Below are 20,788 nucleotides of genomic sequence, written 5' to 3'. Positions count from 1 at the left end.
TAAATTAATACAAGATAAACAATGATTTTTCTTAAGATACAAGTATTATATTAATTATTTGTTCTTCAAGTTAGTGAGCAAGATAAATGAATAAAAAGATTATAATTGATGCTAATTTTCCAAGCGAAACAAGAGTAGTTTTATTAGGACAAAGCAACAATATAGAAGATATTGAATTTCAAACAACTGTAAGACAACAAAATAAAGGTAATATTTATTTAGCAAAAGTTACAAGAATAGAACCGTCGCTACAAGCTGTTTTTATAGAGTATGGAATGGATAAAAGCGGTTTTTTACCGTTTAGTGAAATCCATCCTAACTATTACAATTTGCCTGCCTCAGAGAGAAATTTTCCGGTTAATGCTTTTCCTGAAATAGCTCTTTCAAATATTACGGTTGAGGATGATAAAGAGAAACCGGCTGCTATATATGATTCTTTGGTTGATAGTGAAGAAATTGACCTAAAAAACATAGAAGATTTAGTAGAGAGTAAATTCCAGTCAGAACTTAATTTAGAAGCGGCTGACGATATTGAAATTATTCAAAGCGGTGTTGAGCAGAACGTTCTGCAATATAAACAATATAAAGTTCAGGACGTAATAAGAAAAAACCAAATATTATTAGTACAGGTTACTAAGGAAGAACGAGGAAATAAATGTGCCGCTTTTACTACTTATATATCCTTGGCTGGTAAATATTGTGTTTTAATGCCTAATAAAGGTTCGCAAAATGGCATATCACGTAAAATATCAAACGGGGAAGAAAGAAAAAGACTGAAAGATATTTTAAATAAAATAGTAAGCGGTGACAAAAATGCTTACAGTGTCATTGTTAGAACCGCAGGTAGAGGAAGTAGCACCTTAGATTTGAAGAAAGACTATAATTATTTAGCAAGGTTATGGAATAAAATTCGTAAAAGTACTATTAAATTTCCGGCTCCGTGTTTTATTCATGAAGAAGATAGTATAATACGTAAAACCATACGTGATATGTGCGATCACAATGTTAAAGAGGTGGTAATTCAAGGACAAGAGGCTTATGAAGACGCTTCAAAATTTATGCAGGATTTATTACCTTCAGAGCTTTCAAAACTTAAAGAACATAAAAATAAAACTCCTATATTTACTAAGTTTCAAGTAGAAGAGCAATTAGTTAAATTATATCAGCCTGTCGTGACACTACCTTCAGGAGGATATATCGTTATTAATCCTACAGAAGCTCTTATTTCAATTGATGTAAATTCCGGTAAATCAACTTCTGAAAAAAATATTGAAGAAACGGCACTAAAAACTAATTTAGAAGCAGCCAAAGAAGTAGCGAAGCAAGTAAAGCTTAGAGATCTATCAGGTTTGATAGTTGTTGATTTTATAGACATGAGTGAAGCTAAGAATCGTAAAATTATTGAACGATCCTTTAAAGAGTTTTTAAGTCGTGACCGTGCTCGTATACAAACCGGTAATATTAGTCAGTTTGGACTACTTGAATTCTCAAGGCAGAGATTACGTTCTTCTTTCTTAGAAACTAATTCGGCAATTTGTTCTCATTGCAACGGTAAAGGAGTCATTAGAGCGAGTGACGCTAATGCTATGTTGATTTTACGTACTATAGAGAATGAAATTTTTGAAGAAAGAATTGATGTAATAAATGTTTTTACTAATATCGTTTCAGTTATTTATCTACTTAATAATAAACGTGCTGAGATAAAATTTATTGAAGAAAAATATAATATAAAGCTTAATTTTTATTCCGATCCTAATGCTACATCAGATAGTTATTCGATTGAAAAAGTGAAGTTGTTGAAGAAAAATAATAATAATGTTAATCCTGTTAAGCCGGTAATTCAGAATCATAGTGCCGATTATACTGAAGAAGAGCCGAAAAAAGAACAGTTACGCAAAAATAAACATAAATGGAAAACAGCTAATAATAGTAATAATATTGCTAATGAAGTAAAAGATAAGAGTTTAGAGGTAAAAGAACCGGTAGAGCAAACCGTAAGCGTTGTGGAAGAGGTGAAAGTTGTAGTAAGTAGTAATGCCGGCTTAGAAGAAGCACAAGCTGTTCCAAAAAAGACAAAACGTAGATATTGTAATAAAAAATCAAATAAAGAAACGTCCTGCTAATACCGCTGAAGATACGGAAAAGAATGTAGAGTCTTGATTAATATGTCATTTCTGCGTGGATACCTATGTCATTCCTGCGGAAGCAGGAATCCATACTACTTTAAAGATTTTTAAAAGCTCGATATATCTCGCTTTATGGTGGATTCCTGCTTCCGCAGGAATGACATAGAACACTTTTCTTGATCCACGCAGCAATGCCCGCTAACAATGCAATAAAATAAAAACATAAACTTAAAATAAAAGTGCAGAAGAGTTTAATTACAAAATGGTTGTTTATAAGTTGTATAATGGTCATAGCGATGATTGTTATAGGGGGGATAACAAGGCTTACAGGTTCTGGTTTATCTATAGTTGAGTGGCGTCCGGTAACCGGTATTTTGCCGCCTTTTAGTTTTGAAAGCTGGCAAGCGGAATTTGCTAAATATAAAGCTTTTCCTGAATATAACTCCATTAATTATGGAATGACTTTATCGCAGTTTAAGTTTATTTATCTGTTAGAGTTTGTACATCGGTTACTCGGTAGAATTACAGCTTTAATATATATTGTACCTTTAATATATTTTTATTTTAAAGATGTTATAAAAAATCGTGACATACTACCTTATATAATTGCTTTGCTATTATTTTGCGTACAAGGCTTTATGGGGTGGTATATGGTTAAAAGCGGTTTGTTGAATAGCCCGTCCGTTAGTCATTTTCGACTTGCTTTTCATTTAATTATTGCCGTAATTATTTATCACATACTTTTTTATCAATTAATAAAAAATCGTTGTGATATTTTGTTAATACCGTCACAAACAGATTTAAAATTACCACTAATATTTTCCGGTATTGCTATTACTGTAATATATGTACAAATTTTTTTAGGGGCGATGGTTGCAGGGCTTGATGCAGGGCTGATATATAATAGTTTTCCGCTAATGGGTGATAATTTTATCCCGATGGAGATAAAAGATAATTTCTTTAATCTTGCAAATTTGCATGATCCGGTTTTTATACAATTCATACATCGTTTAGGCGGCTATAGCGTATTTTTGGTTGTTGTGGTTTTAGTAATTTGCTTGTTAAAAATAGAACATCCGAAATTAAATAAGATAGCGTATTTTCTAATGATTGCATTATTGATGCAGATATCTACCGGAATAATTACTCTTTTATATTCTGTACCTATAATAATTGCCTCTATACATCAGCTTTTTGCTATAATCCTTTTATCTATAATAATTTGGTGCTATTTTATAATAAAAACTAGTTAAAATATTACTGTGGTTAAGTCGGTATTGCTACGTAGATTGTTTTATGTCATTCCCGCGTAGATATCTAGTCGTCATTGCGAGGAGCGAAGCGACGTGGCAATCTAGAAAAAATAATAAAAAAATTCTGTAAATCAGAATTTTTAACTGGATTGCTTCGTCGAATTACTACGTAATTCTTCTCGCAATGACGGGAAACCAAGCCACGCAACAACACAATAAAAAGCTCTAAATGATCATCGATGTCAATACTCCTATTTCTTCTAGATTAGATAAATATTTAAAACGTCTATATCCGTTATTGACTCAAGGAGTAATAGAGAAAGCATTACGTCAAAAACAAATTACCGTTAATTCTCAGAAAGCAGAAGCGAGTTTAAGAGTAAAGGGCGGCGATAAAATTTTTATTAACGATAAGTTTAATTTACCTGTTAAGCAACCCGAAAAATTGGTTTTTACCGATGCTGAAATTAAGCTAGCGAAGAAAATTACTACCGATTATTTGATATATGAAGATGATAATTTAATAGCTATAAATAAACCTGCAGGTCTTGCTACTCAAGGTGGCAGTAAAATAAATTTATCTATTGACTCTGCATTAAAATATTTGAATTATAAAGGTGCTGATTTTAAGCTAGTACATAGGTTAGATAAAGAAACAAGCGGTTTGCTCTTAATAGCCAAAAATTATTTAAGTAATGTAAAACTTCATGATGCTTTTAAAGAAAAATTGGTTGTAAAAACATATTTTGCCGTAACCTATGGAAAGCCAATTAAAAATGTAGGAGAAGTTAGAAGTAATATAGAGAAGAGTAAGGGAAGTACACCTAAAATTACTGATATTTATAGTGAAAATGGTAAACTTGCCATTACTTATTATAAATTACTTAAATCACTTGATAATAACTTATTTTTAATTGAATTTACACCGGTTACAGGTAGAATGCATCAATTAAGGTTGCATGCTAAATTATTAGGTTGCCCGATAGTTGGGGATGATAAATATGGTAATAAAGAAATAATGCCGTATAGTAAATATATGTTCTTGCATGCTAATAATATATGTTTATCTGAAAAGATTTTTGGTAAAGAGATTAATTTAGAAGCAAAATTACCGTTTTATTTTACTGATAAGTTTGTGGAGTGTTGAAGTTATGATTCGTAGATATTTTTTATTGCTGCTTTTTTTAATTACTAATAGTATTAATTGTTTTGCAGATATACAGCAAAGAATCAATGAAGCAGAAAAAGAATATCTAAGTAATAGATTTTTAAATGCCGTTTTTATGTTTGCCGATGACTATAAACCTTTATTAACCGGTGCTAAAGGAATCTTTGCTTTAAACGGTGAGCAATTAAAAGCAAATGAAATGATGCCTATTGCTTCTGCTACAAAGCCTTTTACAGCAGCAGGAATTTTAAAATTACAAGAACAGGAATTATTAAATATTAACGATAAAATCTATAAATATCTTGATCCGGAAATGTGGGGTGGAAAAGTACCGGATTGGGCGTATAAAATATCTATTCATAATTTATTAACGCATAGTAGCGGTATTGCTGAATATTTTAGTTTTGTTAAACTTGATTTAAATATGCCTAAGAAAGAGATTCACAAGAAAATATTACAATTTGTTTCTTCTAAATCTTTAGAAATATCTATAGGGAAAAAATTTAAATATAGTAATACTAATTTTGTTATACTAGGTATGATTATCGAAAAGGTGGCTAAAAAAGATTTAGCTAACTTTTTTTATGATGAATTTTTTAAACCTCTTAATATGAAATCTACTAGCTTTGCTTCATATAGTGAAGCCGCTAGAATCCAAAAGAACGTTATTAGTTCTAATTATCCGGTAAGATATTTTTTAACGCCTAATAATAGTAATAAACCTATATTTACTCCTGTAACTGCTGATTTTTTAGCAGTTCCTTGTGCTGACGGTGGTATAATATCAACACCGGTTGATCTTATTAAATGGTATAGGGCATTAAATGAGGGGAAAATTCTTTCTAAGAAGTCGTATAAACTTATGACTACTAAATATTTTTTAGCAAAAGATATAGAAGGGCGTAAGTCTTATATGGGTTACGGTATTTTCCTTACGGATCTTGATTCTAAGCATTTAATGATTCATTATACCGGAAAAGCCCTTGGAATACAAAGTGAAGCAGGGTATGTTTTGCCTGATAATCTTTATTTTGCTATACTCAGCAATACTATGATTAAAATTCCTGAAGAAGAAAAAGATAAAATTGACATGAAAAATCCTTTAAATCAACTTGGAATAATTTATTTCAGAGATGCAATAATAGGGGCAGCTATAAAAAAGGATTAAATAAAAACATTAAATGAAGATAGTTACTTGGAATATTAATTCATTGCGTCTACGTATTGATTTATTAAGAAAGTTAGCACATGAACATCAGCCGGATATTATTTTACTTCAGGAAACAAAAGTAGATGATTCGCTATTTCCTCTTGAAGTTATTAAAAATATAGGCTATGAACATGTAACATATTCAGGGCAGAAATCATATAACGGTGTTGCTATTATTTCAAAATTTCCTTTGAATAATGTTTTTTCTTTGGAATTATATAATAGTGATAAAAGGCATATAGCAGCTATAGTTAATGATATAGAAATACATAATTTTTATGTTCCTGCCGGTGGTGATATACCTGATATAGAGGTAAACTTAAAATTTAAGCATAAGCTCGAATATGTAAGGTTAATGCAGGAATGGTTAACTACTAACCGTACTAAAAACGATAAAATTATCATTGTGGGGGACTTGAATATTGCACCGCTAGAACATGATGTATGGTCTAGTAAGCAGTTGAGAAATGTTATCAGCCATACCGATATTGAACGCTCATTATTGGTAGAGCTACAAAACTCGTTAGGTTTTATTGACAGTAGTAGACATTTTGTTCCGTTTGATGAAAAATTCTATACTTGGTGGAGCTATAGAAATATAGATTGGAAAAAATCTAACAGAGGTAGAAGGCTTGATCATATTTGGGTTAGCGATAATTTAAAAGATGCATTATTTTCTATCCATTTATTGTCGGAAGCACGTGATTGGTCGCCACCTTCGGATCATGTACCGTATTTTGTGACATTAAAAAGCGTCATTGCGAGCGAACGTTAGTGCGTGGATACTGAATCGTCATTGCGAGGAGATGCGTAGCATCGACACGGCAATCTCATGAAGTAAGATAAATGCCTGAGATTGCCGCGTCGCTTCGCTCCTCGCAATGACGGCTTTGGTATTCATACGGGCAACACTTTCTCGTAATGACGTTTAAGATTATAAGGAGTAATTAGTGGATATTAAACCAAAAAAATATAAGCCGACAAAGGAAGAATATATAAAAAGCTTTAAAGATATGCTACTACTGCGTCGTTTTGAAGAGAAATGTGGGCAGTTATACGGTATGGGAGAAATAGGCGGTTTTTGTCATTTATATATAGGACAAGAAGCAGTAATTTCTGCGGTAGATACGGTCAAACAAAAAGGAGATAGTACAATTACTAGCTATCGTGACCATGCTCATATTATTTTAGCGGGAACAGAGCCTAAATATGTTCTTGCCGAGCTTATGGGGCGAGCTACAGGCTGCTCGAAAGGTAAGGGTGGTTCGATGCATTTATTTGACATACCGAACAAATTTTACGGTGGACACGGTATAGTCGGAGCTCAAGTACCTATAGGCACAGGGCTTGCTTTTGCTGAAAAATATAACGGCACGAATAATATTTGCTTTACTTTTTTAGGTGACGGTGCGGTTAATCAAGGTCAAGTATATGAAGCCTTTAATATGGCTGCTTTATGGGGTTTACCTGTAGTTTATATTATTGAAAATAACGAATATTCGATGGGGACGTCTGTAGCACGTTCTACCTTTATGCGTGATTTATATAAGAAAGGGGAATCGTTTGGAATTAAAGGATTTCAGCTAGACGGTATGGATTTTGAAGAAATGTATAATGGAGCTAAACAAGCAGCCGAGTATGTTAGAGAAAATAGCTTTCCGTTAATATTGGAGGTAAAAACTTATCGTTATCGTGGGCATTCGATGTCCGATCCGGCAAAATATCGTAGTAAAGAAGAAGTTGAGCAATATAAAGAACGTGATCCGCTAGTGATAATAAGAAAAACGATACTCGATAATAAATATGCAACCGAAGCAGATTTAAAAGAAATAGAACAGTCGGTAAAAGAAATTGTGAAAGAAGCAGTAAAATTTTCAGAAAACTCACCACTGCCTGATGAGGGGGAGTTGTATACTGAGGTGTATTGTTAAGGCTTAAAAAAAACGTCATTGCGAGGAGCAAAGCGACGTGGCAATCTCAGGAATTTGTTATTATTTCATGAGATTGCCGCACAGCCTACGGCTACTCGCAATGACGATTAATTTAATCAAAATAAAAAAGAAAAATGCAAATAACGGTACGTGAAGCATTGCGTGATGCGATGCAAGAAGAGATGATAAGGGACGACAAAGTTTTTGTCATGGGTGAAGAAGTTGCAGAATATCAAGGAGCTTATAAGGTAACTCAAGGATTACTAGAGCAGTTTGGTCCTAAGAGGGTAATTGATACACCGATAACGGAATATGGTTTTGCAGGGCTTGCAGTTGGAGCAGCTTTTGCAGGACTTCGTCCGATTGTGGAGTTTATGACCTTTAACTTTGCTATGCAAGCTTTTGATCATATAGTAAATTCAGCTGCAAAAACGCATTACATGTCAGGTGGGCAGGCCAAATGTCCGATAGTATTTAGAGGACCAAACGGAGCGGCAAGTAGAGTAGCAGCACAACATAGCCAAAATTATACAGCTTGTTATTCTCATGTCCCAGGGTTAAAAGTAGTAGCCCCTTATAGTGCCGAAGATCATAAAGGACTTATGCTTACGGCTATTAGGGACGATAATCCCGTTATTTTTTTAGAAAATGAAATTTTATACGGTCATAGTTTTGACGTACCGGAAACAATTGAACCTATACCTTTTGGTCAGGCAAAAATTTTAAGAGAAGGTAGTAGTGTCACTATAGTAACTTTCTCGATTCAAGTAAAACTTGCCCTAGATGCTGCAAATGTTTTGCAGAATGATAATATTGATTGTGAGGTTATTGATCTTCGCACTATTAAACCGCTTGATACGGATACAATAATAGAATCAGTAAAAAAAACTAATCGTTTAGTTATAGTAGAAGAAGGTTGGTTTTTTGCCGGCGTTGGAGCAAGTATAGCCTCTATTGTTATGAAAGAAGCATTTGATTATTTAGATGCACCGATAGAGATTGTCAGCGGTAAAGACGTACCGCTTCCTTTTGCCGTTAATTTAGAAAAATTAGCTCTGCCGAGCGAGAGTGATGTAATAGAAGCCGTTAAAAAGGTTTGTTATTATAGTGTTTAGGGATATTTATGTCATCCCCGCGAGGCATTGCCAGCGTGCATCAATTTCACCTCTGTCATCCCGTGGCTTGACCACGAGATCTAGTTAAAAATACTAAAATTATTAGTATTTTTTATTGTTTTTATGGACCCCGTGGTCAAGCCACGGGGTGACACAGTAGGTTTTACCGGTCTATGCAACAATGCCTCCTCGCGAAAGCGGGGATCCAGTAAAACCTATAAAAAACTAGTTTTTTTAGGTTTATTTTATCAAATATATAATGTTTGTATCAATATTAAGGCTATTTTTTCTAGATTCCCGCTTTCGCGGGAATGACAGTAGGATCGCTGCAACAAGGTTACATTTTTAACTAGTAATGTCTTTCTACTTCGTAGCTCTTTTACGGTCGTTAGGGTCAAGTAGAGCCTTACGCAGACGAATAGATTTCGGTGTTACTTCAACTCGCTCGTCATCCTGTATATAGCTGATTGCCTGCTCTAGAGTTAAAAGCATCGGCGGCGTTAGTCTTATAGCTTCATCTTTACCTGATGCTCTAACATTGCTCAGTTGCTTCGCTTTTAGCGGGTTGACCTCTAAATTATTATCACGATTATGTTCGCCGATAATCATACCTCTATATACTTTATCGCTAGGATTTATAAACATTTTTCCTCTTTCCTCTAGATTCCATAGAGCATATGCAACTGCTGCCCCGTCACCGTTAGAGATAAGTACGCCGTTGCGTCTTCCCTCGATAGCTCCTTTATAATCAGCATATCCGTGGAAAATACGGTTCATAATCCCCGTACCTCGAGTTTCGGTTAAAAACTGGCTGTGATAGCCGATTAACCCTCTAGACGGTCCAATGAACGTAACACGGCTTTTACCGCCGCCTGACGGTCTCATATCAGTCATTTCGGCTTTTCTAAGTGCTAAAGATTTTACGACCACCCCGACATAATCATCATCAACGTCAACTTGGATTTCTTCCATCGGTTCTTGTTTATTACCTTTCCCATCGGTTTGGAATAATACTTCGGGTCTACTGATAGATAACTCAAACCCTTCACGACGCATAGTTTCGATTAAGATACCAAGCTGTAATTCTCCTCGTCCTGCAACTTGGAAAGCATTTTTTTCAGCAGCTTCGGTAACTTTTAGTGCGACGTTACTCTCAAGCTCACGCATTAACCTAGCTCCAATCAAGCTCGATGTAACTTTTGTCCCTTCACTTCCTGCAAGCGGTGAGTCATTAACGCTAAAGGTCATGGATAAAGTTGGGGGGTCAATAGGTAGAGACGGTACAGCTTCGGTTACTTCAGGTGAACAAATAGTATCGGCAACGTTGGCGTTTTCAACGCCTGCTACGGCAATAATATCGCCGGCTGTAGCCTCATCTATAGCGATTCTCTCTAAACCTCTAAATGCTAATATTTTAGTGATACGTCCGGTTTCAAGTACTTTATTCTCACGATTTAATACTTTTACGTTTTGATTGATTTTAACAGTGCCGCTTTGTACACGTCCCGTTAAAACCCTACCGAAGAAAGAATTATATTCTCTAGTAGTAACAAGCATAGAAAACGGTGCTTTATCGTCAGCTGCGGGTTTTGGTACATGTTTTACTATTAGGTCGAAAAGTGGAGCTAAATCATCTGCTAAATTATCTAAAGGATTAATTTTATCATCAAAGTTTAAAGAGGCTCTACCTGCTCTACCTGATGCGTAAACTATAGGGAAATCAAGCTGATCGTTATTTGCCTCGAGTGCCACAAATAGCTCGAATACTTCGTCGATAACTTTTTTAATTCTTTGGTCGTCTCTATCGATTTTATTAATAACAACGATAGGTTTTAAGCCGAGGTTTAAGGCTTTAGAAAGCACGAATTTTGTTTGCGGCATTGGCCCTTCCGATGCGTCGACAAGTAACACAACACCGTCAACCATGCTTAATATGCGTTCTACTTCACCGCCAAAATCAGCATGTCCAGGTGTATCAACGATATTAATACGGATATCGTTCCACATAAGAGCAGTGCATTTGGCTAGTATTGTTATTCCACGCTCACGCTCAAGGTCGTTAGAGTCCATAGCACGCTCGGCTACTGCTTGGTTAGCTCTAAATGTTCCGCTTTGTTTAAGCATGTTATCAACAAGCGTAGTTTTCCCATGATCAACGTGGGCAATAATTGCTATATTACGAATAGATGTCATCTTTAAAAATTCTCTCAAGTTTACAATAGTTTTCCGTATTATACACTAAAATACCAAAAATTGGAATAAAGTTCTTGAAAAACTAACTGATTTAACTACAAAATAAAAATTACTAAGAATTTTTAAACTTTAAAATAAGAGAAATTAATGAACGATAATACAGCTTTATTTATATTTGATTTTGACGGGACATTGGTTAAAGGACATTCGCATAATTATATCGGGGAGAAGCTAGGAGGCAATAGCACGTAATATACAAAATAGCCGTTTTAGTTCATATGACGAACGTGATAAAGAAAAAGCTAGGCTTGAGCAAAAATTTTCTATAGAGCTGATGGAGGTATTCCTAGATAATGATAAATTAGGTTGGAAAAATGAAGAGCAATTAGTACGTCTTTTTAAAAACATCATATCATCCGGTCATAAAATAGCTATAGCATCGTTTAATGATTATCCCAATGCCGTAAAATATGCATTAGAGCAATTATTAGACAAAGAAATAGTAAAAAATATACATATAAAATCAGGTTTACCTTCTAATAATTTTCAAGAAATACAAAATTGTACTAAAAAAGAATATATAAGAGAAATAATGAATAATACCGGAATAACTAATAAAGCAAATGTATTTTTTATGGATGATGATGAAAAGCATATCAAAGCTGCAAAAGATATTACAGCAGTTTGGGCTAAGAAAGATGACAAGGAATATATTCAGAAAGCTTTTAATTTTTTATATAAATTTAATGAACAGCATGAAATCTATGTTGAGTTAAATCGTCTTGATACTGAACATCTTCTTAGTGAAGAAGATGTAAGGCAAGAGATAATAAAAACTATTCCGTTTGACCCTTATTATTCAGATGGTGAGGAGTATACACCATCGGGAGAGGGGAATGTGCCAACGTTAGGTGTTCAAGTTTTTAATGATAGACAAATCACCTGATGTTATTTATTCTGAGAATTAATAGGAGACGTCATTGCGAGCGAACGTTAGTGAGCGTGGCAATCTCAGGCAAAATTCCTGAGATTGCTTCGTCGACGCCTATGGCGTCTTCTCGCAATGACGAAAGTAGCCGACGCCGTTTAATCTAAAAGGATCAAAGATGATATACCGAATATTATGTATATTCATAATAAATTTCTCAGTAATAGCAAAAGCACAAAATATGCCGATTAAAGAAGATAATTTCAAAGTTAGAGTAGCTGTTGCTGATGTACAATCTATATTGGAAGGTTCGATTGCTATAAAAGATTTGCGTAATAAAATCGAAAAGCTTAATCATAGAATCCAAGAGGATATTGCTGCAAAAGAAGCAGAATTTAAACCGCTGGAAGAGAAATTATTAAATGAGCGTTCTAATTTAAGTGAAACCGAATTTGAGCATAAAGTAAACGAATTTAATGCAAAAGTTAGCCACGTTAGAAAAGAAATTCAGATTAAGAAAACGAAGCTTGAACAAGCACACGCTGAGGCTATGAGTAGAGTCCACGAAACAACTATTACAATAATTAGTGAACTTGCAGAGAAATATAACCTTAATTTGGTAATTCCAAGTGCTCAAGTATTATATGCCAAAAATAATTTGAATATAACTTCCGAAGTGACTTTTATGTTGAATGAGAGATTAAAGGAAGTAACGATAAACTATTGATAGTGTTATACTCAAATCGTCATTGCGAGGAAAAACTGCAAGTTTTGACGAAGCAATCTTAGGAATATTATTTCATGAGATTGCCACGCTCCTTTTAGTCGCTCGCAATGACGGATAAATCGATCCATGAAAAAACAACACTATGTACTTAACAAGAGAGTATTATATGGCAGAATTTACACCGATTACAATTGCATACGGGGACGGTATAGGTCCTGAAATAATGGAGGCAGTGCTTTATATATTACGTAAAGCCGAGGCTCGTATTCGCTTAGAAACCATTGAAGTAGGTGAAAAGCTTTACAAGAAGCATTATACTTCAGGCATAAGTGAAGAAAGTTGGGAATCAATACAACGTACCGGTATTATACTTAAAGCCCCGATTACTACTCCGCAAGGTGGAGGATATAAAAGTTTAAACGTCACGATTCGTAAAACATTACAGCTTTTTGCTAATATTCGTCCTTCTGTTTCGTTTCATCCTTTTACTATGACATTACATCCGCATCTGAACCTCACTATCATACGTGAGAATGAGGAAGATTTATACGCAGGTATAGAATACCGACAAACGCATAATATGTATGAATCAATAAAGTTGATAAGTCATACGGGTTGTGAAAAAATTATTAGATATGCTTTTGAATATGCGGTAAAAAATAACCGCAAAAAAGTCACGTGCTTAAGCAAAGATAATATTATGAAATTTTCCGATGGGGTTTTTCATAAAATATTTAATGAGATTGCAAAAGAATATCCGCAAATTAATAATGAGCATTATATTATCGATATCGGGACTGCAAGGCTTGCAACCAAACCTGAAATATTTGACGTTATCGTAACTTCTAATTTATACGGTGATATCATATCCGATGTAGCTGCCGAGATTTCAGGGTCGGTAGGACTCGCCGGTTCTGCAAATATCGGACAACATTATGCTATGTTTGAAGCGGTACATGGAAGTGCTCCCGATATTGCCGGCAAAGATATCGCAAATCCGTCAGGGCTTCTAAATGCTGCTATAATGATGCTTGTACATATAGGGCAAGGTGATATTGCTAGTTTAATCGAAAATGCTTGGAAAAAAACTATAGAGGATGGAGTTCATACAGCCGATATATATAATGAGCAGAATTCTAGTAAAAAAGTTGGTACAAAAGAATTTGCTGAAGAAGTAACGAAAAGATTAGGACAGATACCGACAAAGCTACCTAAAGCAGATTATCCGTTGATTGCCGAGAAACAAGAAAGTAATATAGATTATAAAATTGATACTAACGAAGTTAAGAAATTGGTAGGTACGGATATATTTGTGAATATGAATATATCTTCCGCTCACGATATAGCTGATAAAATTAATAAGCTTGATCTTGGTAATATTGAGCTAAAAACAATCTCGTCCAAAGGGCTAAAATTATGGCCTCGTGATACAAGGTTTGAAACTATTTCCGATCATTGGTGTTGTCGTTTTATGAATAAAGACGGCACGGAAATAAAGCATTTAGATATAACAAGGTTGCTTGAAGCTTTAAGCAAAGCAAATATTGATTTTATCAAAGTAGAGAATTTATTTGAGTTTGATGGTGTGGCAGGGTATAGCTTGGCTCAAGGCGAGTAAAGCGTCATTGCGAGGAAAAACTGTAAGTTTTGACGAAGCAATCTCAGGAATCAGCATTATTTCATGAGATTGCCACGTCGCTTCGCTCCTCGCAATGACGAAAAAAGGATAAACACAATGACACTATACTATATCGGAATATTATTAGTAATTATTGGATTATTTGCTATATTTTCAGGGATAATCGGTTTTTTTAGATTTCCTGATTTTTATACTAAATTATATGCAGCAAGTGTTATTGAGAACTTTGGAGTGCCTGTTTGCTTAATAGGTTTTGCGTGCATTGAAGCAGATATTGTTAACTCCGGTAAATTAATTTTAGCGGCTTTATTGATTTTTCTACTAAATCCAGTAGCAACCCATGCACTCGGTAAAGCATCGTTATTTATGAAAATTCGAGCTACCGTCATTGCGAGGAAAATTACGAAGTAATTTGACGAAGCAATCTCAGGCTGCTTGATAAGATTGCCACGTCGAAACTACGTTTCTCCTCGCAATGACGTTAAATTTTAATAACCATATGGCAGTAAAAACAGCTTTAAATTTTGATCTCGGCAATTACCTACTTAACTTAATTGCTTTTTTATTGATTTTAATCTCAATAAAAATAATTTTTGCTAAAGATTTACTAAATGCAGTTATTGCTGCGTCAATATTTAGCTTATTAATCGGTGTATCTTATCTTATTATGGATGCTCCTGATGTCGCAATGACCGAGGCAGCACTTGGAGCTTGCTTATCAACATGCGTATATTTGAATTTGTTACGTAAATTACCTCCTGATTTAAAGAATATTGAGAGAACTAATATTATTCCCGCAAGTTTAATATGTTTATTGTTTGTAGTAACTCTTGCTTATATGGGGTTAGAATTACCGAATTACGGTGATGATAATGCTCCTATTCATATTCATTCAAGTAAATATTATCTCGAAAATACTTCTAGAGATATAGGTGTACCTTCTTTTGTTGCGGCTATTCTTGCAAGCTACCGCGCTTATGATACTTTAGGTGAAACTAGCGTAATTTTAATTGCAGGAATTGCTGTGTTGTTGATATTTTCAAAGGAGGATGTCATACCGTGGCCCCTCCACGGTATGACAAAACTCAAAGTTTATCCGATAATAAAATATATCACTAGTTTTATAATACCTTATATAATTTTATATAGTATATATATTCAGCTTAACGGTGAGTCTTCGCCGGGTGGTGGGTTTCAAGCAGGTGTTATATTTGCATCTAGCCTTATTGCTTATGATTTAGTTTACGGTAATCGAAAATTAAGCAGATATTTTCCTCCTAACGTGCTAATTTCTATTGCTGTTTTAGGTGTAGCAATATATGCAATTGTAGGAACAATATCACTCTTTTTTAACGATAATTATTTAAATTATTATTCACTAACAAATTTTATCAATGATAAGCTACTTGCTCAGCATATCGCTATAGTTATTGTTGAAATTGGTATAGGTTTGACGGTTTCTGCAATAATGTACTTAATATATAATTTATTTAATCATGAATAATCTATTTGTATTAATTAAGCGTGAATTTATAGTGCAGAATCGCATTAATAATATAATTAAATATATAGTTATATTTTTTTTATTTTGCATAATTAGTACTGTTTTAATTAACAGTGAAAGGGATATTAACAAATTCGGTTTAATTTTTTCGGTAATTTGTTTATTAATTTCATTAATCGGTTTTTCCTCAGTTATATTCAAATCCGATTTAGAAGACGGTACTTTAGAATTATTGTTATCGGCGGTCAGTTATGAAAAAATTATATTAGCTAAATTTTTTGCTATATTTATCAGTAGTACGGTAGGGCTGGTTTTTGTTTTACCCATTATTTATGTTTTTTTTGATCAAACTTTGCTTGAGATAATATTTTTTTTTATTAGCGTATGGATGATGTTAGTTTTATCAAGTAGTTTAGTAGTTTTATCCGGTAGCGTGCAATGTTATTTTAAGAAGAATGCTAACTTTGTCGGTACGTTTATCATGCCGTTATTAATTCCGAGTATTATAATGACAGGTTTAATATTACAAGATAATAACTTACAATTAATTTTTATTATGATAGGAATTAATTTAGTATTTTTACCGATTTCATTCTTCTTGAGTTCCTATTTAATTAAAAATATTTATAATATTACGTGATTTTGCTTTATTTTTACTAATGTAGTGATATAAAATAAAGATGAATATTATTAATAAATTTTTTTGAGAAAAATATATGTGGCAGGCTTTACGAAGGTTAATTGCAGCAAATCCTATGGGATTTTTTCTGTGGTCTATTATCACTAAATGGTATTTAATTATAGCAGTTGCTTCCTTGATTACTTTATATTATACAGTATTGGGCTTAAAAAAAATTGGGTTTATAGATTATTTTACTGAAACTACAGTCGAGATATTAGATACAACTAAAGCAGTTGCTCAAAATTGTACTACAAAACTCGGTCCTAATTGGAATCATTTAGTTAGTTTTTGGAATTGCTTAAGTAATCCCGGAGAATATAAGCATGAAGAAGGAACAGGAGCAAAAGTGTTAGAAGATGAAATAAATAAGCTTACGCCAAAACAAGCAGATAGTGCTGCAGACGCTGAACCTCCTATAATAAACCCTTATGAAGAACTAGAAAATCCAAATAATCTTAATAATACCCAAAGCGGTAGTAATAATAATCGTTAATTTATGTCACTTTAATATTATATGTCGGATACTGAAGATAATAAAAACAAACAAACTACACGTCGTGATTTTATGGTTCTAACGGCTAGTAGTGTTGCAGCGGTCGGGGCTGTGTGTACGCTTTGGCCTCTCGTTGATTCCTTAAACCCTTCCGCAGACGTGCTTGCTTTATCATCAATTGAGGTTGATCTATCAAATATTGCGGTAGGGCAAACAGTTACGGTTAAATGGCAAGGTAAACCGGTTTTTATCACAAACCGTACTCCTGATAAAATAGCTGAAGCAAGAGCCGTAAAGATGTCGGAGCTTATTGATCCTGAGACTGATGAAGCACGTGTGAAAGCAGGGCATGATAACTGGCTTGTGACAATCGGGATTTGTACTCATTTAGGTTGTGTGCCGCTTGCTAATCAAGGTGAGTATGATGGATGGTTCTGTCCGTGTCATGGTTCACAATATGATTCTTCAGGTAGGGTTAGAAGAGGTCCTGCTCCTTTAAATTTAGCAGTGCCGCCTTATACCTTTATTAGCGACAAAAAAATTAGAATCGGGTAGTTATTTATGAATGAAGATATTACCCCTAAAAAGCCCAATGCTATTATAGAATGGATAGATTATCGCTTACCTATTTTTTCGTTCCTAAAGCATTTTAGTCATTATCAAACTCCAAAAAATCTTAGCTATTTGTGGAATTTGGGCTCTATTGCCGGTATTGCGTTGGTGATTCAGATAATCACCGGTGTGATACTTGCTATGCACTATACTCCGCATGTTGATCATGCTTTCGATAGTGTTGAGAGAATCATGCGTAACGTTAATTACGGTTGGTTGCTGCGTTATACTCATGCGGTAGGTGCATCGATGTTTTTTGCTGCCGTATACTTACACATAGCAAGAGGTTTGTATTACGGCTCTTATAAAGCACCGAGAGAACTGCTTTGGCATATCGGTATTATCATTTTTCTAACTATGATGGCTACTGCCTTTATGGGTTATGTGCTTCCTTGGGGGCAGATGAGCTACTGGGGTGCTACGGTAATTACTAATTTATTCTCGGCTATTCCGCTAATAGGAGAATCCATAGTTACTTGGCTTTGGGGTGGTTTTTCCGTTGATAACCCGACATTAAATAGATTCTTTTCACTGCATTATTTATTGCCGTTTATTATTGTTGCTCTTGTGATGCTGCATTTAGTAGCCTTACATCAACATGGTTCAAATAATCCGAAAGGTATCGACGTTAAAAGTCCTAAAGATACTATTCCTTTCCACCCTTATTATACCGTAAAGGATTTTGTCGGTTTCGGAGTTTATTTCATAATATTTGCCTATTTTATTTTTTACGAACCTAATTATTTAGGACATCCCGATAATTACGTTCCGGCAAATCCTTTAGTTACGCCTGCTCATATCGTACCTGAATGGTATTTTCTACCGTTTTATGCAATCCTTAGAGCCGTACCGTCTAAGCTCGGTGGAGTGTTATTAATGTTCGGAAGTATATTCGTGTTATTCTTACTACCTTGGCTTGATACTTCAAAAGTTAGAAGTGCCAATTATAGACCGATATACCGAATTGCTTTTTGGATATTTATGACAGATTGTTTATTGCTTGGTTATTTAGGCGGGCAACCGGCAGAAGGGCCGTATATTACAATTAGCCGCTTTGCTGCTTGTTATTACTTTTTTCATTTCTTAGTAGCTCTGCCGCTGATCGGTAAATATGAAAAGCCGTTACCGCTACCGGAGGAGTTATAATACTGTCATTGCAGTACCGAAGTCGTCATTGCGAGCAGGCATTGACTGTGGGATGCCCGAACCGTCATTGCGAGAAGAATTACAAAGTAATTCGACGAAGCAATCTCAGGAGTTTGTTATTGCTTCATGAGGTTGCCACGCTCTGCTTGAGTTTGCTCGCAATGACATTTTTTTTTGTATTATACAAACTTATGAAGCAACCAATAGTATATATAGTAACAAACAAGAAAAATGGTATACTCTATACTGGTGTTACTTCTAATTTAATAAAAAGAATATACGAACACAAAAATTATACAATTAAGGGGTTTAGTAAAAAGTATAATTGCAAAATTTTAGTATTTTATGAAATTCATCAAACTATGAATTCAGCAATAAATAGAGAAAAACAAATTAAAGCCGGCTCAAGAGACAAAAAAATTAAACTAATAGAACAAACAAATATAAATTGGGATGATTTATATAGCGAAATTATTCTGTAATAAAAATATCATTGCAAGGAAAGACAAAATCTCAACACGACAATCTTATAAAATAACGATAAACTCCTGAGATTGCTTCGTCAAATTACTACGTAATTTTCCTCGCAATGACGCAATGACGACTCAAAAATTTTATGAAAACAAAACTAATTATCTCTATCATCATATTAATAACTTCTAGCGTATGCTTAGCAGGTGAAGAAGCATTACATCCAAAAAAGATGAAATGGTCGTTTGACGGCGTATTTGGCACAGTTAATCGTGAAGCAGCACAAAGAGGTTTTCAGGTTTATAAAGAAGTTTGTAGCGTTTGCCACGGCTTAAATAATTTATATTACCGTAATCTTAAAGATATAGGCTTTTCGGATGATGAGATAAAAGAGATTGCCAAGGGCTATACGATAAAAGATGGACCAAATGATGACGGTGAGATGTTTGACCGTCCCGCTCTTCCATCCGATCGTTTTGTATCTCCTTACCCTAATGAACAAGCAGCAAGAGCGGCTAATAACGGAGCACACCCTCCTGATTTATCTTTAATAATAAAAGCACGGCATGACGGGGCTAATTATATATATTCGCTGCTTACCGGCTATACCGAACCGCCGGCAGATTTTAAGTTGATGCAAGGGGCTCATTATAATCCGTATTTCCCAGGTGAGCAAATAGCAATGCCGCCGCCGCTTACAGACGGGCAGGTAACCTATATGGACGGTACTAACGTAAGCGTAGAGCAGATGTCGCATGATGTTGCGGTATTCCTACAATGGGCAGCTGAGCCAGAAATGGAACATCGTAAATCTATGGGTCTTAAAGTTATGATGTTTTTGGTAGTGTTTACTATCTTTTTCTATATTGCAAAAAACCGCATTTGGTCTAATTTAAAGTAGTTCAAAAATCGTCATTGCGAGCAGTCGTAGGCATTGTCGCATGGCTCAATTTTCTCGTCATTGCGAGAAGAAACTGTTAAGTTTTGACGAAGCAATCTCATGCCAAAGTCCTGAGATTGCCACGCTCCTTGCAGTCGCTCGCAATGACGATTACCATATCTCTCTCTTAGTATGATGACTTATCTTTGCTATACTTATCCTAAATTATATAGATAGGTATTTATGATTACTTTATTTGCAGCGATTACAGGCTTTATTAGTTCTATCATTCCTGAAATTTTAAAAATATACAAAGATATTAACGACAAAAAACACGAGATAAATATTTTAGACCGTCAAATTGCTAATAACAAACTCAATCAATCCAAGACTTTTACAGAGCTTACCATATCACAAGAAATGGCGGAGCAATATTCGCTTTATTCAACATATAAATCAGGTGTTAGTTGGGTTGATGCTTTAAACGGTTCGGTAAGACCGGTACTTGCTTATAGCTTCTTTGCAATGTATGGAGGTGTTAAATATGTTCAATATAAATCGTTAAAAAGCTCTGCTCTGCTAGTGGAGTATCTAGATATATTATGGAGTATTGAAGACCAAACTATTTTTGCAGGGATTATTAGCTTTTATTTTGGGCAGCGTACTTTCAGCAAATTATGGAAATGTAAGACTTGAATTTTGAGTAGATA

At 34.5% G+C, this 20,788-nt stretch carries 20 protein-coding genes and 1 pseudogene; 20 read left to right on the top strand and 1 reads right to left on the bottom strand.

All coding sequences use genetic code 11. From position 1 onward, the window contains the following. Positions 1 to 86: 86 nt before the first annotated feature. The 7 genes and pseudogenes from RF_RS05485 (at position 87) to RF_RS05455 (ending at position 8,803) form a co-directional block, all read left to right on the top strand. A pseudogene (locus RF_RS05485) lies at positions 87 to 2,160 on the top strand (Rne/Rng family ribonuclease). Between the two features lie 205 nt (positions 2,161 to 2,365). After that, on the top strand, positions 2,366 to 3,379 hold the full coding sequence (locus RF_RS05480; protein ID WP_011271340.1) for a COX15/CtaA family protein: 1,014 nt from the start codon (positions 2,366 to 2,368) through the stop codon (positions 3,377 to 3,379). A gap of 229 nt (positions 3,380 to 3,608) precedes the next feature. Beyond that, complete coding sequence (locus RF_RS05475; RefSeq protein ID WP_011271339.1) at positions 3,609 to 4,526, top strand: RluA family pseudouridine synthase; 918 nt, start codon at positions 3,609 to 3,611, stop codon at positions 4,524 to 4,526. A 4-nt stretch (positions 4,527 to 4,530) separates the two neighbouring features. After that, positions 4,531 to 5,715: a serine hydrolase domain-containing protein gene (locus RF_RS05470; protein ID WP_011271338.1), complete on the top strand. Its 1,185-nt coding sequence runs from the start codon at positions 4,531 to 4,533 to the stop codon at positions 5,713 to 5,715. Positions 5,716 to 5,728: 13 nt separating this feature from the next. Then, positions 5,729 to 6,532: an exodeoxyribonuclease III gene (gene xth, locus RF_RS05465; protein WP_011271337.1), complete on the top strand. Its 804-nt coding sequence runs from the start codon at positions 5,729 to 5,731 to the stop codon at positions 6,530 to 6,532. A 175-nt stretch (positions 6,533 to 6,707) separates the two neighbouring features. Then, complete coding sequence (gene pdhA / locus RF_RS05460; RefSeq protein ID WP_011271336.1) at positions 6,708 to 7,688, top strand: pyruvate dehydrogenase (acetyl-transferring) E1 component subunit alpha; 981 nt, start codon at positions 6,708 to 6,710, stop codon at positions 7,686 to 7,688. Between the two features lie 134 nt (positions 7,689 to 7,822). Further along, entirely contained in the window at positions 7,823 to 8,803 is a 981-nt protein-coding gene (locus RF_RS05455) for a pyruvate dehydrogenase complex E1 component subunit beta (protein ID WP_011271335.1), read from the top strand. A gap of 363 nt (positions 8,804 to 9,166) precedes the next feature. Here RF_RS05455 and typA read toward each other — a convergent pair whose 3' ends face one another. Continuing rightward, positions 9,167 to 10,996 carry a translational GTPase TypA gene (typA, locus tag RF_RS05450; protein WP_011271334.1) on the bottom strand — a complete coding sequence of 610 codons (1,830 nt, stop codon included), beginning with the start codon at positions 10,994 to 10,996 and terminating at the stop codon, positions 9,167 to 9,169. A gap of 334 nt (positions 10,997 to 11,330) precedes the next feature. Between typA and RF_RS10020 the strand changes: the two genes are divergently transcribed. The 13 genes from RF_RS10020 (at position 11,331) to RF_RS05385 (ending at position 20,774) form a co-directional block, all read left to right on the top strand. Continuing rightward, positions 11,331 to 11,942: a hypothetical protein gene (locus tag RF_RS10020; protein ID WP_011271333.1), complete on the top strand. Its 612-nt coding sequence runs from the start codon at positions 11,331 to 11,333 to the stop codon at positions 11,940 to 11,942. A 160-nt stretch (positions 11,943 to 12,102) separates the two neighbouring features. Further along, the gene (locus RF_RS05435; RefSeq protein WP_011271332.1) at positions 12,103 to 12,651 is read left to right on the top strand and encodes an OmpH family outer membrane protein; all 549 of its coding nucleotides are present in this window, start codon (positions 12,103 to 12,105) and stop codon (positions 12,649 to 12,651) included. Positions 12,652 to 12,817: 166 nt separating this feature from the next. Further along, positions 12,818 to 14,269: an isocitrate dehydrogenase gene (gene icd / locus RF_RS05430; protein WP_041405360.1), complete on the top strand. Its 1,452-nt coding sequence runs from the start codon at positions 12,818 to 12,820 to the stop codon at positions 14,267 to 14,269. 117 nt (positions 14,270 to 14,386) lie between these two features. Beyond that, positions 14,387 to 14,701, top strand: a complete 315-nt coding sequence (locus RF_RS05425; protein WP_039595143.1) for a Na+/H+ antiporter subunit G — start codon at positions 14,387 to 14,389, stop codon at positions 14,699 to 14,701. A 64-nt stretch (positions 14,702 to 14,765) separates the two neighbouring features. Then, on the top strand, positions 14,766 to 15,794 hold the full coding sequence (locus RF_RS05420; RefSeq protein ID WP_011271329.1) for a DUF4040 domain-containing protein: 1,029 nt from the start codon (positions 14,766 to 14,768) through the stop codon (positions 15,792 to 15,794). Continuing rightward, positions 15,787 to 16,434: a heme exporter protein CcmB gene (locus tag RF_RS05415; protein WP_011271328.1), complete on the top strand. Its 648-nt coding sequence runs from the start codon at positions 15,787 to 15,789 to the stop codon at positions 16,432 to 16,434. The genes RF_RS05420 and RF_RS05415 overlap by 8 nt, the downstream gene beginning before the upstream one ends. A gap of 76 nt (positions 16,435 to 16,510) precedes the next feature. After that, positions 16,511 to 16,969: a DUF2670 domain-containing protein gene (locus RF_RS05410; RefSeq protein WP_011271327.1), complete on the top strand. Its 459-nt coding sequence runs from the start codon at positions 16,511 to 16,513 to the stop codon at positions 16,967 to 16,969. Positions 16,970 to 16,990: 21 nt separating this feature from the next. Further along, positions 16,991 to 17,524: a ubiquinol-cytochrome c reductase iron-sulfur subunit gene (gene petA, locus RF_RS05405; protein ID WP_011271326.1), complete on the top strand. Its 534-nt coding sequence runs from the start codon at positions 16,991 to 16,993 to the stop codon at positions 17,522 to 17,524. Positions 17,525 to 17,530: 6 nt separating this feature from the next. After that, complete coding sequence (locus RF_RS05400) at positions 17,531 to 18,727, top strand: cytochrome b (protein ID WP_011271325.1); 1,197 nt, start codon at positions 17,531 to 17,533, stop codon at positions 18,725 to 18,727. Between the two features lie 191 nt (positions 18,728 to 18,918). Further along, positions 18,919 to 19,209 (top strand): GIY-YIG nuclease family protein, encoded by a 291-nt coding sequence (locus tag RF_RS05395; RefSeq protein WP_039595145.1) that lies wholly within the window; start codon positions 18,919 to 18,921, stop codon positions 19,207 to 19,209. 134 nt (positions 19,210 to 19,343) lie between these two features. Next, positions 19,344 to 20,099, top strand: a complete 756-nt coding sequence (locus tag RF_RS05390) for a cytochrome c1 (RefSeq protein WP_011271323.1) — start codon at positions 19,344 to 19,346, stop codon at positions 20,097 to 20,099. Between the two features lie 40 nt (positions 20,100 to 20,139). Next, the gene (locus RF_RS11585) at positions 20,140 to 20,274 is read left to right on the top strand and encodes a hypothetical protein (RefSeq protein ID WP_268747336.1); all 135 of its coding nucleotides are present in this window, start codon (positions 20,140 to 20,142) and stop codon (positions 20,272 to 20,274) included. Positions 20,275 to 20,321: 47 nt separating this feature from the next. Further along, positions 20,322 to 20,774 (top strand): hypothetical protein, encoded by a 453-nt coding sequence (locus RF_RS05385; RefSeq protein WP_011271322.1) that lies wholly within the window; start codon positions 20,322 to 20,324, stop codon positions 20,772 to 20,774. Positions 20,775 to 20,788 lie beyond the last annotated feature (14 nt).

The organism is Rickettsia felis URRWXCal2, assembly GCA_000012145.1.
Taxonomy (GTDB): Bacteria; Pseudomonadota; Alphaproteobacteria; order Rickettsiales; family Rickettsiaceae; genus Rickettsia; species Rickettsia felis.
This window is presented reverse-complemented; position numbering and strand designations above follow the sequence as displayed.

Excerpts from the sequence above, each read along its gene's own strand:
- RF_RS05435 (WP_011271332.1), top strand. The coding sequence starts at position 12,103 with ATGATATACCGAATATTATGTATATTCATAATAAATTTCTCAGTAATA.
- RF_RS05415 (WP_011271328.1), top strand. The coding sequence starts at position 15,787 with ATGAATAATCTATTTGTATTAATTAAGCGTGAATTTATAGTGCAGAAT.
- RF_RS05395 (WP_039595145.1), top strand. The coding sequence starts at position 18,919 with ATGAAGCAACCAATAGTATATATAGTAACAAACAAGAAAAATGGTATA.
- RF_RS05455 (WP_011271335.1), top strand. The coding sequence starts at position 7,823 with ATGCAAATAACGGTACGTGAAGCATTGCGTGATGCGATGCAAGAAGAG.
- RF_RS05400 (WP_011271325.1), top strand. The coding sequence starts at position 17,531 with ATGAATGAAGATATTACCCCTAAAAAGCCCAATGCTATTATAGAATGG.
- RF_RS11585 (WP_268747336.1), top strand. The coding sequence starts at position 20,140 with ATGGCTCAATTTTCTCGTCATTGCGAGAAGAAACTGTTAAGTTTTGAC.
- typA (WP_011271334.1), bottom strand. The coding sequence starts at position 10,996 with ATGACATCTATTCGTAATATAGCAATTATTGCCCACGTTGATCATGGG.
- petA (WP_011271326.1), top strand. The coding sequence starts at position 16,991 with ATGTCGGATACTGAAGATAATAAAAACAAACAAACTACACGTCGTGAT.
- RF_RS05385 (WP_011271322.1), top strand. The coding sequence starts at position 20,322 with ATGATTACTTTATTTGCAGCGATTACAGGCTTTATTAGTTCTATCATT.
- icd (WP_041405360.1), top strand. The coding sequence starts at position 12,818 with ATGGCAGAATTTACACCGATTACAATTGCATACGGGGACGGTATAGGT.
- RF_RS10020 (WP_011271333.1), top strand. The coding sequence starts at position 11,331 with ATGGAGGTATTCCTAGATAATGATAAATTAGGTTGGAAAAATGAAGAG.
- RF_RS05470 (WP_011271338.1), top strand. The coding sequence starts at position 4,531 with ATGATTCGTAGATATTTTTTATTGCTGCTTTTTTTAATTACTAATAGT.
- RF_RS05475 (WP_011271339.1), top strand. The coding sequence starts at position 3,609 with ATGATCATCGATGTCAATACTCCTATTTCTTCTAGATTAGATAAATAT.
- RF_RS05390 (WP_011271323.1), top strand. The coding sequence starts at position 19,344 with ATGAAAACAAAACTAATTATCTCTATCATCATATTAATAACTTCTAGC.
- RF_RS05420 (WP_011271329.1), top strand. The coding sequence starts at position 14,766 with ATGACGTTAAATTTTAATAACCATATGGCAGTAAAAACAGCTTTAAAT.
- RF_RS05410 (WP_011271327.1), top strand. The coding sequence starts at position 16,511 with ATGTGGCAGGCTTTACGAAGGTTAATTGCAGCAAATCCTATGGGATTT.
- xth (WP_011271337.1), top strand. The coding sequence starts at position 5,729 with ATGAAGATAGTTACTTGGAATATTAATTCATTGCGTCTACGTATTGAT.
- RF_RS05425 (WP_039595143.1), top strand. The coding sequence starts at position 14,387 with ATGACACTATACTATATCGGAATATTATTAGTAATTATTGGATTATTT.